General features: G+C 62.4%; 13 protein-coding genes, 1 tRNA gene and 1 pseudogene. 9 read left to right on the forward strand and 6 right to left on the reverse strand.

The genetic code is table 11. From position 1 onward, the window contains the following. Positions 1–708: 708 nt before the first annotated feature. Positions 709–906: a hypothetical protein gene (locus tag NKI01_RS30370; RefSeq protein ID WP_031193688.1), complete on the forward strand. Its 198-nt coding sequence runs from the start codon at positions 709–711 to the stop codon at positions 904–906. A gap of 131 nt (positions 907–1037) precedes the next feature. Here NKI01_RS30370 and NKI01_RS30375 read toward each other — a convergent pair whose 3' ends face one another. The 3 genes from NKI01_RS30375 to NKI01_RS30385 all read right to left on the reverse strand — a co-directional run bounded on the left by NKI01_RS30375 (position 1038) and on the right by NKI01_RS30385 (position 2089). Beyond that, positions 1038–1241 carry a hypothetical protein gene (locus NKI01_RS30375; protein ID WP_352965778.1) on the reverse strand — a complete coding sequence of 68 codons (204 nt, stop codon included), beginning with the start codon at positions 1239–1241 and terminating at the stop codon, positions 1038–1040. A gap of 220 nt (positions 1242–1461) precedes the next feature. Next, positions 1462–1537, reverse strand: a tRNA-Ala gene (locus NKI01_RS30380). 162 nt (positions 1538–1699) lie between these two features. Beyond that, positions 1700–2089, reverse strand: a complete 390-nt coding sequence (locus NKI01_RS30385; protein ID WP_023676282.1) for a TIGR02300 family protein — start codon at positions 2087–2089, stop codon at positions 1700–1702. Between the two features lie 194 nt (positions 2090–2283). Between NKI01_RS30385 and aroA the strand changes: the two genes are divergently transcribed. The 4 genes and pseudogenes from aroA (at position 2284) to rpsA (ending at position 6500) form a co-directional block, all read left to right on the forward strand. Further along, on the forward strand, positions 2284–3642 hold the full coding sequence (aroA, locus tag NKI01_RS30390) for a 3-phosphoshikimate 1-carboxyvinyltransferase (RefSeq protein WP_352548931.1): 1359 nt from the start codon (positions 2284–2286) through the stop codon (positions 3640–3642). Continuing rightward, positions 3639–3917, forward strand: a pseudogene (locus NKI01_RS30395) (DUF6881 domain-containing protein); the annotation flags it as partial. The gene aroA and the pseudogene NKI01_RS30395, both read left to right, overlap by 4 nt. Positions 3918–3947: 30 nt before the next feature. After that, positions 3948–4598, forward strand: a complete 651-nt coding sequence (cmk, locus tag NKI01_RS30400) for a (d)CMP kinase (protein ID WP_023718022.1) — start codon at positions 3948–3950, stop codon at positions 4596–4598. Between the two features lie 204 nt (positions 4599–4802). Continuing rightward, on the forward strand, positions 4803–6500 hold the full coding sequence (gene rpsA / locus NKI01_RS30405) for a 30S ribosomal protein S1 (protein WP_023676278.1): 1698 nt from the start codon (positions 4803–4805) through the stop codon (positions 6498–6500). 90 nt (positions 6501–6590) lie between these two features. Here the strand turns inward: rpsA and NKI01_RS30410 are convergent, their stop codons facing one another. From NKI01_RS30410 to NKI01_RS30420, 3 genes are read right to left on the reverse strand one after another with little or no spacing between them, the layout of a single operon-like run. Continuing rightward, entirely contained in the window at positions 6591–7298 is a 708-nt protein-coding gene (locus tag NKI01_RS30410; RefSeq protein WP_023718023.1) for an SDR family NAD(P)-dependent oxidoreductase, read from the reverse strand. Positions 7299–7355: 57 nt separating this feature from the next. After that, positions 7356–8936, reverse strand: coding sequence for a 5-guanidino-2-oxopentanoate decarboxylase (locus tag NKI01_RS30415; RefSeq protein WP_023718024.1), 1581 nt, complete (start codon positions 8934–8936; stop codon positions 7356–7358). Continuing rightward, positions 8933–9781, reverse strand: a complete 849-nt coding sequence (locus NKI01_RS30420; RefSeq protein ID WP_031193690.1) for a dimethylarginine dimethylaminohydrolase family protein — start codon at positions 9779–9781, stop codon at positions 8933–8935. The genes NKI01_RS30415 and NKI01_RS30420 overlap by 4 nt, the downstream gene beginning before the upstream one ends. 218 nt (positions 9782–9999) lie before the next feature. Between NKI01_RS30420 and NKI01_RS30425 the strand changes: the two genes are divergently transcribed. From NKI01_RS30425 to NKI01_RS30440, 4 genes are all read left to right on the forward strand, one after another. Continuing rightward, a complete protein-coding gene (locus NKI01_RS30425; protein WP_352483948.1) occupies positions 10000–10809 on the forward strand; it encodes an ABC transporter ATP-binding protein in 810 nt (269 codons plus the stop codon). A gap of 54 nt (positions 10810–10863) precedes the next feature. Continuing rightward, positions 10864–11658, forward strand: a complete 795-nt coding sequence (locus NKI01_RS30430; RefSeq protein WP_352483947.1) for a transporter substrate-binding domain-containing protein — start codon at positions 10864–10866, stop codon at positions 11656–11658. A gap of 126 nt (positions 11659–11784) precedes the next feature. Continuing rightward, a complete protein-coding gene (locus NKI01_RS30435) occupies positions 11785–12516 on the forward strand; it encodes an ABC transporter permease (protein WP_036244431.1) in 732 nt (243 codons plus the stop codon). Then, positions 12516–12960: ABC transporter permease subunit (locus NKI01_RS30440; protein ID WP_352483946.1), on the forward strand; the 445-nt coding region annotated here is incomplete at its 3' end. The genes NKI01_RS30435 and NKI01_RS30440, both read left to right, overlap by 1 nt.

Genomic DNA, 12960 nt, shown 5'->3' on the forward strand with positions numbered 1-12960 from the left:
CTGCGCCGGCCAGCCGGCTTAACCCTCGTACCGTTGCATATCGGATGACGGGCCGCCCTCAGGCCCAGCAATCATAGGGACTAGCCTGCACTACTTTCAGTTGTGGGGATCGGGTATGAAACAGAATCAGGTTGGCACTCGGCGATCATTCGCAGGCAACGCATTGGCCATCGGGCTTTTGATGTCGAGCATATCTCTGGCAGGGTGCACTACAGTTTCGACTAGCGGCGCGGATGGATGGCTTACGAAGCGAACTGCTTACGGGGTTTCCGACGCAATGGCTAAGAAGGGCATGATGCCCGTAGCCGTCGACTGCCGGTTCGATAGAACAGATCCGGACAATGCGGCCTTTGGATCCAAGGTTACGTGGAAACCTGCCCCACCAAACTTCCTCTGGCAGTGGCATGTCGGCTATCCCGATTACGTTGCGACGAAGGAAGCTAGATCACGCGCAATGGGCCTCCATCGCGTGTTTTCGAAAAGGGTTCGTGATCAGGCAACGGGTCAAGTGGTTCAGTGTTCGATCTGGACGAATTGAAGCCGCTCGGCCTCGGCCCAAAAGGGAATCGATTCCGGCTTGGGGGTGACTACCGATAAACGCGATTATCGCTGGCGTCCGTCACAGCTGAAGAGGGAACCGATGGCAGAAGCTCAGCACATCACGAAGATCGTCGACGGCGTGGCAGCCTACGGCTCGGAGAAAGCGAAATGAGCCACCAAGCTGCAATAATGCGAGCACTTCTCGTTGGCATCCCTTTCCTGATTCTTATGGCGTTTCTGCTTTGGATGGCAAACCGCTCAAGGATCGTCATGGCAAACGCCGCGAAAGAGATCGCCAAAGAAATTCGGGAAAATACGGCAGCGGTGAAGGCTCTTAGCGAGCGTATCGACAAAATGAAGCGTTAGTCCAAAAGACCGATTTTCATGTGGCGATACCGGGCGCCGTCGAGCCACCGCATCCAATTGGCCGGTATAATTAGCGGTATCCCGGTCGACCGCTGCAGCTGAAAACAGTTGGGGAACAGTAGCTTCGGACCTCAGTCTTGGCTCGGCTTACCAGACATGCGGTTGTCGATATCAGTCAACTTGGTCAAGATGCCTTCTTGCGCCTGCACCATCGCTTGCTGAACGTGGATGAGTTTGAACGTGAGCCAGATAGAAAACCAAAGGCTTGCTGCGAGATAAATCAGCATCGGCATCCAGGAGATGAAGATCCCGAGCAGCGAGTTTTCCGATTCCATATTGCCCCCACATACGATGTTGCCGCGATATCCTTGCCGCCGGGCGTGCATGAACGCAAGCTACTGGCGCCAAGATCGATATCTCGTCCACCGCTGTCAGGCATTGCTGCTTCGGACCTGAAAAATGTTTTGTGCGGTGCGCTGGCGGTGCCCCGGACCTTTCCAAGGCAAGGCCCCTGAGGGGGTGGAAACTAATTTTCTGAAAACGTGAAAGAACTTTTGGTGGAGCCAATCGGAATCGAACCGACGACCTCTTGAATGCCATTCAAGCGCTCTCCCAACTGAGCTATGGCCCCACTCCGGCAGTTCGCCGGCGCCGTTTCCGGCGAAGAGATCCGGCGCGGGTTGAGACCGCGTCGTTAGTGCAGGCGGCTTCTAACCCCGCCTTCAGTCAATATCAAGCCTTCAAGAACCGCTTTTTCTAGGCAGCGCCGCGAAAGCCGGCGAATGCGGTTCGCTCAGACTTCGTCGTCGTCTTCGCCGACGCCGATCATGTCGGCAACGTCGTCGTCTTCTTCCTCCTCGTCGGCAAGGAACGTGTCATCCTCGTCATCGCCAAGGTCAACGTCGTCCTCGTCATCGCCGAGATCGGGAAGCTCGTCGGCCTTCGCGTCCTCGTCCGCCTCTTCGAGAGAGACGACCTCGACGCCCTCTTCCTCTTCGGCGTCCACTTCCTTCTCGGCAACTTCCTCTTCCTCCTCGAGGGCGGCTATCTTGCCTTCCTCGAAATAGGAGCGCGGATAGCTCTTGCCCGTGTAAGGCGAGACGATCGGGTCCTTGTTCAAGTCATAGAATTTTCGACCCGTCTCCGGGTCGATGCGTTTGGTGCCAAGTTCGGGTTTTGCCACAGCAAGCCTCGTCGATGAAAGTTTGGTCCCCTTAACCAGAGTTTACGGCGCTGTCAAAGCGAAAAGCCGGCGTCCCAAAAAGCTTGAATTCGAAGGCCTTCGTACCAAGGGGATGACCATCTCGATCCGCCATGATAGGAGACCGCGCAAACCACAAGAAAATGGCCGGCCGCCGGCGTTTCCAGGAAAGAACCATGTCGCACACTGCCGCCCCGAAGCAGGCCACCGCCCGAAAATCAGCTGGTCTTTCCGGCGCGGCACGGGTGCCGGGCGACAAGTCGATCTCGCACCGTTCCTTCATGTTTGGCGGGCTGGCCTCCGGCGAAACCCGCATCACCGGACTACTGGAAGGCGAGGACGTGATGCGTACGGGCGCTGCCATGAAGGCGATGGGCGCTCATATCGAGAAGCATGGCACTGAGTGGGTGATCCGCGGAACCGGCAATGGCGCGCTGCTGCAACCGGAGGGCCCGCTCGATTTCGGCAATGCCGGCACGGGCTCCCGCCTCACCATGGGCCTGGTCGGCACCTATGACATGGAAACCACCTTCATCGGCGACGCCTCGCTGTCCGGCCGGCCGATGGGCCGCGTGCTCGAACCGCTTCGCCAGATGGGCGTGCAGGTGCTGAAGGCGACACCCGGCGACCGCATGCCGATCACGCTGCGCGGGCCCAAGCACGCCGCGCCGATCACCTACCGCGTGCCGATGGCATCGGCACAGGTCAAGTCGGCGGTGCTGCTGGCGGGGCTGAACACGCCGGGCATCACCACCGTCATCGAGCCGGTGATGACGCGCGACCACACCGAAAAGATGCTCAAGGGATTCGGCGCCAATCTGTCGGTCGAGACCGACGAGCGCGGCGTGCGCCACATTTTCATCGAAGGCCAGGGCAAGCTCACCGGCCAGACCATCGCGGTGCCTGGCGACCCCTCCTCGGCCGGCTTTCCGCTGGTGGCGGCGCTGATCGTGCCGGGCTCGGACATCACCATCGAAAACGTGCTGATGAACCCGACGCGCACGGGCCTTCTTTTGACGCTGCAGGAAATGGGCGCCTGGATCGACATAATCGATCCGCGCAACGAAGGCGGCGAGGACGTCGCCGACCTGCGCGTACGCTATTCCGAACTGAAAGGCGTCACCGTGCCGCCCGAACGGGCGCCGACCATGATCGACGAGTATCCGGTGCTTGCCGTGGCGGCGAGCTTTGCCGAGGGCGAAACGCTGATGCTCGGGCTTGAAGAACTGCGGGTGAAGGAATCCGACCGGCTGTCGGCGGTCGCCAACGGGCTGAAGCTCAACGGCGTCGATTGCAGCGAGGGCGAGGCCACGCTGGCCGTGCGCGGAAAACCTGGCGGCAAGGGCCTCGGCCAACACCCCAACGGACAGGGCACCATCGTCCAGACCCATCTCGACCACCGCATAGCCATGAGTTTTCTGGTAATGGGGCTGGCGACGGAAAAGCCCGTGACCATCGATGATCAAGCGATGATCGCGACAAGTTTTCCGGAATTCATGGGCCTGATGAAGGGGCTCGGTGCGGCGATCGAGTGAGATACTTTTACGTTTATTGGAAACATAGCATACCGGAGGAGCCGTCCCATCTCTGGTATGAAGTTGCCGACGACAATTTCCAGAACCGGACTATAGAGTTCTATGCCGATGGCTCCGTGGGTTTTGCGATTCGCGGCGCTGCCCTCGACGGGTCGGAGGATATTGAGATCGGGGGCACCAGAAATTCCGTAGAAGGCTTTCCCGATCTCACAGAGATCAATTCCGACAATCAGTTCGAGGCCTCGGAGGTCAACGCGGTTGACTTCGAGCGCCGATGGAGTGAGGCACTTGCATCGAGGTTTCGAATGACGACAGGCTTCACCATCGCCATCGACGGCCCTGCAGGCGCTGGAAAGGGCACCCTTGCCCGACGGCTCGCCGATCACTACCGGCTAAACCTGCTCGACACCGGCCTCACCTATCGCGCGGTGGCGCATTCGCTGCTCCGGCTCGGCCTGCCGCTCGACAATGTCTCGGCCGCTGAAACCGCGGCTCGTCAGGTCGATCTGGCAAAGCTCGACCGCGCCGTGCTTTCGGCACACGCCGTCGGAGAGGCTGCCTCGAAAGTGGCTGTCATCCCGTCGGTGCGGCGCATCCTGGTCGACAAGCAGCGCGACTTTGCAAAAACCCCGCCGGGCGCGGTGCTCGACGGCCGCGACATCGGCACTGTCGTCTGTCCCGATGCCGACGTAAAACTCTATGTCACGGCCAGTGCCGAGGTGCGGGCAAAGCGGCGGCTGGACGAAATCGAGAGCATCGGCGGCACTGCCAATTTCGATGAAATCCTTGCCGATATCGTGCGTCGCGACGAGCGCGACATGGGCCGCATGGACTCGCCCTTGAAACCGGCAGCCGATGCGCACTTGCTCGACACGTCGGAAATGGCTATAGAAGCCGCGTTTCTGGCAGCTCGGGCGATCATCGATGACGTCCTGGCCAAGAGAAACGAAGCCTGAGCCGGGTTTTCCTGCCGCCGCCGATTGCCGGCGACAAAAAGAATTCCCATATCGGGCATGAACCAGCCTGCCAGCATTCTTCATGCGCCGGAATTGCCGCCCAAAGGCGGCCAGGGCTTTTTGCCCGGAACGCCGGCAGGCCAACGCAACGCTAACCCACGGCGCCCGCCCCGCGACAGATTGCGGGGCATTCCAGGAGAAACTATGTCAGTTGCAAATCCCACTCGCGATGATTTCGCGAGCCTGCTCGAAGAATCATTTTCCGCCGGCCATTCCGGCGAAGGCCAGGTCGTCAAGGGCATCATCACTGCCATTGAGAAGGACATGGCCATCATCGACGTCGGCCTCAAGGTCGAAGGCCGCGTGCCGCTGAAGGAATTTGGCGTCAAGGGTAAGGACACGACGCTCAAGGTCGGCGACACGGTCGAGGTCTATGTCGAGCGTATCGAGAACGCGCTTGGCGAAGCCATGCTGTCGCGTGAAAAGGCCCGCCGCGAAGAGAGCTGGGTCCGTCTCGAAGAGAAGTTCACCAAGGGCGAACGCGTCGAAGGCGTCATCTTCAACCAGGTCAAGGGCGGCTTCACCGTCGACCTCGACGGTGCCGTGGCTTTCCTGCCGCGCAGCCAGGTCGATATCCGCCCGATCCGCGACGTCTCGCCGCTGATGCACAACCCGCAGCCCTTCGAGATCCTCAAGATGGATCGCCGCCGCGGCAACATCGTGGTGTCGCGCCGCACCGTACTCGAGGAAAGCCGCGCCGAACAGCGTTCGGAAATCGTGCAGAACCTCGAAGAAGGCCAGGTGGTCGAAGGCGTCGTCAAGAACATCACCGACTATGGTGCGTTCGTCGACCTCGGCGGCATCGACGGCCTGCTGCACGTCACCGACATGGCATGGCGCCGCGTCAACCATCCGACCGAAATCCTCAATATCGGCCAGACGGTCAAGGTGCAGATCATCCGCATCAACCAGGAAACCCACCGCATCTCGCTCGGCATGAAGCAGCTCGAGAGCGATCCGTGGTCCGAGATCGGCACCAAGTTCCCGATCGGCAAGAAGATCAAGGGTACCGTTACCAACATCACCGACTACGGCGCATTCGTCGAGCTGGAGCCGGGCATCGAAGGCCTCATCCACGTTTCGGAAATGTCGTGGACCAAGAAGAACGTGCATCCCGGCAAGATCCTGTCGACGACGCAGGAAGTCGACGTGGTGGTGCTCGAAGTCGATCCGGCCAAGCGCCGCATCTCGCTCGGCCTCAAGCAGACGCTGGAGAACCCGTGGGAGGCCTTCGCGCGCAGCCATCCGGTCGGCAGCCAGGTTGAGGGCGAGGTCAAGAACAAGACCGAGTTCGGCCTGTTCATCGGCCTCGAAGGCGATGTCGACGGCATGGTCCACCTTTCCGACCTCGACTGGACCCGTCCGGGCGAGCAGGTGATCGAGGAGTACAATCGCGGCGACATGGTCAAGGCGCAGGTGCTCGACGTCGACATCGACAAGGAGCGCATCTCGCTCGGCATCAAGCAGCTGGCCAAGGACACGGTCGGCGAAGCGGCGACGTCAGGCGAACTGCGCAAGAACGCAGTCGTCACCTGCGAGGTTATCGGCGTGAAGGATGGCGGTCTGGAAGTGCGGCTGGTCGACAGCGGCATCGAGACCTTCATCAAGCGCTCCGACCTCAGCCGTGACCGCGACGAGCAGCGCCCCGAGCGCTTCACTGTCGGCCAGAAGGTCGACGCCCGCGTCATCGCCTTCGACAAGAAGACCCGCAAGCTGCAGGTCTCGATCAAGGCGCTGGAAATCGCCGAAGAGAAGGAAGCGGTCGCCCAGTACGGTTCGACTGACTCCGGCGCTTCGCTGGGCGACATCCTGGGTGCCGCGCTGAAGAAGCAGGGCAGCTAAGCCAACACTGCGCCTCGCGCAGGTTGTAAACGAAACAAAAAGCCCCGCCGGAGCGATCCGGCGGGGCTTTTTTTGCACCCGACCTGAATTTCAGGCCCTGCCGTAAAGCGGCACCAGCGTGCCGCTCATCGCCAGATTGGCCGGCGAAGCGAGATAGGCAATGGCCTCCGCGGCTGCTTCCAAGCTGACCCATTTGCTGAAATCGGCGCCCGGCATGTCAGCCCGGGTGGCCGGCGTGTCTAGGGTCGAGGGCGCCACGGCGTTGACCAGTATGCCCTTGCCCTTCAGCTCTTCGGCCATCGCCACGGTCATCGCGGCGACCGCCGCCTTGGCGGCAGCGTAAGCCACCTTGCCGGAGCCGCGCCGCGGATCGAGCCCGGCTCGCGCGGTGACATTGACGATGCGGCCCGATACGGAAGATTCCAGCATCGAGCGTATCGCCGCGCGGCAGCACAGGAAGGTGGTGCGGGCGTTGGTGTCCATCATCTCGGCAAAGGAGGCGGGCTCGATCTTCTCGACCGGTGCGGCGGTGAAGCCGCCGGCCAGATGCACCGATGCCCACAAATCCGGAACGCTAGCATAGAAGGCATCGACCTTGGCAGCGTCGGCGAGGTCGACATTGTGCGCCAGCCTGACGCGGTCATGTGCCGGGAAGGGAAAATGGGCAGGCGCGGCAGCGTGGGCATTGGGCACATGGCAAATCGCGCCCTGCTCCAGCAGTTTCCCTACGACCGCGCCGCCAAGCGCCCCGGTGCCGCCGGTCACCACGATATGTCTGCCGTCCAGTGTTTCCGTCATATTCGACCGCTCCGTCGTTGCGCGCCGCCGATGCGGAAGGTCGCGCCTTTCGCGCGATCACTCAACCGAAATCTCGATGACGTAGGGTCGTCCAGCCGCCCGCGCCCGCCGTAGCGCGTCCGCCAAGCCGCCGGCGCCGGAAATCCGCTCGGCGGCAATGCCATAGGCTTCGGCCAATTTGCAGAAATCCGGCGGTGCCGGGGAGACGCCGACCGGCTCGACGCCGACATCGAGCATCGAGGTTTCGATCTCGCGGTAGCCGCGATTGTTCCAGACGGCGAAGATCACCGGCGCCGCCGCGTCGAGCGCGGCGCCCAGTTCCGGCAGGGTGAACTGGAAGCCGCCGTCGCCGGTGAGACAAACGACCGGCGCCTCAGGCCTGGCAAGGGCAGCACCGATCGCCGCCGGCGGGCCATAGCCGAGCGCGCCGAAGCCGGTAGCGGCGTTGAACCAGCCGCCCGGCCGGTCGTGATCGTAATAGAGGTTGGCGGCGTAGACCGGCTGGGTCGAATCGCCGACGATGATCGAGCCAGGCAGCGCATCACGGATCGTCTCGACGGCGCGCAATTGCGCCTGCATAGCTGGGCCAATCTCGGCAAAGGCCGCTTGCCGCGTCGCGGCCGCGCGAGCGGCGCCGTCGCCTGATTGCGCCTGGCCCATGCCGAGTTCGGCATGCAGCGCCTCGAGCGCTGCGCCACAATCGGCCTGGATCGAAATCCGGGCCGGCCGCCTGGTAAGTTGGTCGGCGCCGATGTCGATGCGGATCAGATTGGCGGGCAGGACAAAACCGCCGTCGCCATAGCCGTCATAATCGGTCGGACCGAATTCGGTACCGGCGGCGATGACCAGGTCGGCATCGGCCATCAGCGCACGCACCGCCTTCAGGCTGGGGCTGGCCGGCACGCCAAGCGGATGGCGATAGAGCAGGCCGCGCGCATTGGCGGTCTGGACGACCGGCGCTCCCAACCTCTCGGCCAGGCGCTGCAACGGCGCTTCGGCAGCTTTGGCGCCGCCGCCGGCCAGGATAAGCGGCCGGCGGGCGGCAGCGCAAAGCCTGGCTGCCTCAGCGATCACCGCGGCGCCCGGCTCGGGCGGGGCCGAATTCCGCAGCAGCGCCACGATGCCGGTGGCGGGCATGGTCATGACATCGGTCGGGATCTCGATATGCACTGGCCCCGGACGCGAGGATGAAAAAAGTGCAAAAGCGCGGGCGAGCACGCCGGGCAATTCGCCGGCCTCGGTGACACGGTGCGAAAACAGCGCCACCTTCTCCATCATGCCGCGCTGGTCCGGCAGTTCATGCAGATGGCCAAGGCCCTTGCCCAGCGTCGGCGTGGCGTTGACGCCCGAGATTACCAGCATCGGCACCGAATCGGCGCGCGCCTGGCCCATGGCGGTGATGGTGTTGGTCAGCCCCGGCCCGGTGATGACGAAGGCGACACCCGGCTTGCCGCTGGCGCGCGCATAGCCGTCAGCCATGAAGCCGGCGCCCTGCTCGTGGCGCGGCGTGACGTGACGGATCTTCGACCGCGCAAGCCCGCGGTAGAGCTCGACCGTGTGCACGCCGGGAATGCCGAAGACGGTGTCGACGCCGTGCGCTTCCAGCAAGGTGATGAGCGCTTCGCCGATCGTCGTCATTGTCTTAGCACCGGGCGCGTGAGGCAGGTTGGGCCGCCCTCGCAGGCAATGCACAGCGCATCGGCCTCGAATGTCGAGACCGTACAGCCGGCGGCCTGCATGGCAGCCGCCGTCTTCGGAAAACCGGCAACGGCGATAACCTGGCGCGGCGCGGTCGGCAGGACATTCAGGCTGAGCCCGCTCGAGGCGAAGAATTCGTCGGCGTCGCCCTCGACCAGGCGAATGCCATGCGCACGCAGCATCTGGTGGAAGGCGACCGGCAGGAGCGGCCCATAGACCAGCGCCAGATCGTCGGCGAGCGGGCTGATCACCGACATCAGATGCAGGCAGGCGTCCTCGCCTTGCCAGAGCGGCAGGTCGAAGCCATAGACCTGGATGCCTTTGGGTGAAAGCAGATTGGAGAGCTGCTGGATGCCGTGCTGATTGGTGCGTACGCCGCGGCCGACCGCCAGTGTGTTTGCATCCATCCACACGCAGTCGCCGCCCTCGACCTGGCCGGGAGTCTCGATACGGCCGAGGACAGGTATGCCCATGCGCCCATAAGCTGCCTCGTGCAGGCCGGGCTCGGGCCGGCGCAGCGCCTTGCCCATGGCAAGGATGACCGCGCCATGGTCGGTCATCAGCGAGGGATCGTGGGTAAAGACAGAATCGGCAAGCCCGTCATCGGCGTCGCTCAGCCATTCGATCTCGGCGCCTGAGCCGGAAATCAGCCCGGCCAGCGCTTCATGCTGGGCCGCCGCTTTTTGCGGATCGAAGCCGGGACCGTAGTGCCATTCCAGTGCTTCGGCCCGATGCATGGCGCTGGCGGCGGAGCGCATCAGCACGCGCTGCAGCGGCCCGGCCATCGACTGCGACCCGTATGCTTTGCCCACTAAATTCTCCTGAAACGCGCTCCCTTCTGCCAATAGCCACTCGGCAGGCCGTGATCAATGGTCCAAAAACTGCGGTTGACGGAGGCAAGCGGAACGGTCCATCTTGAGAATCGGAACGCTGTCCAGTGACGGGTAATGGGTAATAAATTCCAGCAAGGACTGCCTCGGCTGCTCCGCGGGGCACCGCGACGATGACAGCGCCGGCCACCGCCCTGAAGCATACGGTGCAGAACGGCGCCGCCGAAGCCATCCACGTCGAGAACCTGCACAAGAATTTCGGCAAGCTGCACGTATTGAAGGGCGTTTCGCTGTCGGCGCGCGATGGCGAGGTGATCGCCATCATCGGCGGCAGCGGCTCGGGCAAGTCGACGCTGCTGCGCTGCATCAATTGCCTGGAGAACCCGACCAGCGGCATCATCCGCGTCAATGGCGAAGAGATAAAGCTGAAGGCCGACAGCCACGGCCACACGGTGCCCGCCGACCGCAAGCAGATCGAACGCATCCGCTCCAAGCTCGGCATGGTCTTCCAGAACTTCAATCTTTGGAGCCACATGACGTTGATCGAGAACGTCATCGAGGTTCCCGTGCATGTGCTCGGCGTCAAGCGCGATGTAGCGATCGGCGAGGCGGAAAAGCTGCTCGCCCGCGTCGGCCTGGCCGAAAAACGCGACGTCTACCCCGTCTATCTGTCGGGCGGCCAACAGCAGCGCGCAGCGATAGCCAGGGCGCTGGCCATCAATCCGCGCGTCATGCTGTTCGATGAGCCGACCTCGGCGCTCGACCCGGAGTTGGTCGGCGAAGTGCTGAAGGTGATCGGCGACCTGGCGCGCGAAGGCCGCACCATGGTGCTGGTCACGCATGAGATGAAGTTTGCCCGCGAGGTGGCGACGCATGTCGTCTATCTCCATAACGGGCTGGTCGAGGAAGAAGGGCCGCCGGAACAGATCTTCGGCGCACCAAAATCCGAAAGGCTGAAGCAGTTTCTGCGCAATGTTGGATGACTTGCGAGAAAAGCAGACGGGAACGTCAAAACCAAAAAACGGGAGAACTGAAAAATGAAACCTTTTCTCAAAACGGCGCTCGCGGCCACGCTGATCGCATTGTCGGGCGCATTTTCGGCAAGCGCCGAACAGATCAAGGTGGGTTTTTCGCCGGAAGCCTATCCGCCGTTTTACTCGCAGGATGCTTCCGGCAAGTGGGGTGGCTGGGAAGTCGACATTGTCAACGCCATTTGCGGCGAAGCCAAGCTGGATTGCGCATTGACGCCAGTCCCGTGGGACGGCCTCATCCCGGCGCTTAAAACCAAGAAGATCGATGCGATCATGAATTCGATGTCCATTACCGACGAGCGCAAGAAGGAAATCGACTTCTCCGACAAATACTATAACACGCCGACTGCGGTGATCGGCGCCAAGGATCAGAAATTCGATGCGACGCCAGAGGGGCTGAAAGCCAAGATAGTCGGCGTTCAGGCGTCTACGGTGCACGCCGCCTACGCCAAGAAGCACTTCACCGACGCTGCGGAAATCAAGGAATACCAGACGCAGGACGAGGCAAATCAGGATCTCGCCGCCGGCCGGATCGATGCCACTCAGGCCGATTCGATCGCGCTCGACGCGTTTTTGAAGTCGGACCAAGGCAAGGCGTGCTGCGACCTCAAGGGTTATGTCGCGCCGGACCTTGAAGTGCTCGGGCCGGGCGTCGGCGCCGGCATGCGCCAAGGCGACACCGAGCTCAAGGACAAGATCAATGCCGCCATCAAGGCCATTCGGGCCAATGGCAAATATGCCGAAATCACCAAGAAGTACTTCGATTTCGACATCTACGGCGAAGCGTCGCAGTCCAACTGACGGCAACGGCGTCAAGCCGGGCATGCCTAGCCGCCGTCGTCGCGGTGGGCATGTCCGGCTTGACGCATCATTGGCGCCTCAACCCGCAAGTCCAGGGGACATAAGCTGAGCGACGTTCTCGCCACCATGTTCGGAGCCAGTTCGCTGGAATTGCTGTCCTTCGAACCGCCGAACGGCAGGGGTCTCAGCCTTCTGCATGGGCTGGCAAACTCCGTCGGAATTGCTTTCGGTTCCTTTGGGGTTGGTCTTTTGATCGGCGTCGGCGGCGCCTATGGCAAGCTCTATGGCGGGCCGGTGGTCCGTGACCTGCTGGAAGTTTACACCACAGTGGTCCGCGCCGTGCCCGAGCTGGTGCTGATCCTGCTGCTTTATTTCGCTGGTACCGACCTCATCAACCAGTTGCTTACCGCGCTCGGCTATGCCGCGATCGACATCAACGGGGTTGTCGCCGGCATAGGCGTGCTCGGGGTCGTGCAGGGCGCCTACTCCACCGAAGTCTTGCGCGGCGCAATCCGCGCCGTTCCGCAAGGCCAGATCGAAGCCGCGCGGGCCTATGGAATGCCTCCCGGCCTGCTTCTCAGGCGTATAACGCTGCCGGCGATGCTGCCCTTCGCCATTCCGGGGCTGGCAAATTTGTGGCTGATCGCCACCAAGGACACCGCGCTTCTCGCGATCGTCGGCGTCAATGAACTGACCCAAACCACACGGACGGCAGCCGGCGCGACGAAGGCTTATTTCACCTTCTTCATGGCGGCGGGCGCGCTTTATCTCGTTCTGACCCTCGTCTCCAACGTCGTCATCGGGCGGGTTGAGCGCTGGGCGCGACGCGGCATGCCGTCGATCGCGGGATCGCACTGATGGCGACCGAAACCCCGGTCATTGACGCCGCCGCACGGGCCTCGCTCTGGATGCAGCCACACCGCATAGCTCTGATCCTGATCGCGCTGGTTGTCGTACTGGCATCGATTTTCCTCATGCGCTGGGATTGGCTTCCCACCTATCTGCCGCTGGCTTTGCAAGGCATATGGCGGACCATCTGGCTGCTTGTGGTAACGTCGGCTCTGGGCATCGCGCTCGCCATCCCCCTCGGCCTGGCGCAGGTGATCGGCCCGCCGATCTTGAGCGTGCCGGCCAAGGTGTTCTGCACGATTGTTCGCGGCACGCCGCTGCTGCTCCAGCTCTGGCTGCTCTACTACGGACTGGGTTCGCTGTTTCCGCAATTTCCGTGGATACGCGAGTCGTTCCTCTGGCCCATTCTAAGGCAGGCATGGCCCTACGCCGTTCTTTCTCTGACGATCTCGT

The sequence above is a fragment of the Mesorhizobium sp. M0815 genome (assembly GCF_040319995.1).
Lineage (GTDB): Bacteria > Pseudomonadota > Alphaproteobacteria > Rhizobiales > Rhizobiaceae > Mesorhizobium.

Excerpts from the sequence above, each read along its gene's own strand:
- NKI01_RS30370 (WP_031193688.1), top strand. The coding sequence starts at position 709 with ATGAGCCACCAAGCTGCAATAATGCGAGCACTTCTCGTTGGCATCCCT.
- NKI01_RS30375 (WP_352965778.1), bottom strand. The coding sequence starts at position 1,241 with ATGGAATCGGAAAACTCGCTGCTCGGGATCTTCATCTCCTGGATGCCG.
- aroA (WP_352548931.1), top strand. The coding sequence starts at position 2,284 with ATGTCGCACACTGCCGCCCCGAAGCAGGCCACCGCCCGAAAATCAGCT.
- cmk (WP_023718022.1), top strand. The coding sequence starts at position 3,948 with ATGACGACAGGCTTCACCATCGCCATCGACGGCCCTGCAGGCGCTGGA.
- rpsA (WP_023676278.1), top strand. The coding sequence starts at position 4,803 with ATGTCAGTTGCAAATCCCACTCGCGATGATTTCGCGAGCCTGCTCGAA.
- NKI01_RS30410 (WP_023718023.1), bottom strand. The coding sequence starts at position 7,298 with ATGACGGAAACACTGGACGGCAGACATATCGTGGTGACCGGCGGCACC.
- NKI01_RS30415 (WP_023718024.1), bottom strand. The coding sequence starts at position 8,936 with ATGACGACGATCGGCGAAGCGCTCATCACCTTGCTGGAAGCGCACGGC.
- NKI01_RS30420 (WP_031193690.1), bottom strand. The coding sequence starts at position 9,781 with ATGGCCGGGCCGCTGCAGCGCGTGCTGATGCGCTCCGCCGCCAGCGCC.
- NKI01_RS30425 (WP_352483948.1), top strand. The coding sequence starts at position 10,000 with ATGACAGCGCCGGCCACCGCCCTGAAGCATACGGTGCAGAACGGCGCC.
- NKI01_RS30430 (WP_352483947.1), top strand. The coding sequence starts at position 10,864 with ATGAAACCTTTTCTCAAAACGGCGCTCGCGGCCACGCTGATCGCATTG.
- NKI01_RS30435 (WP_036244431.1), top strand. The coding sequence starts at position 11,785 with ATGTTCGGAGCCAGTTCGCTGGAATTGCTGTCCTTCGAACCGCCGAAC.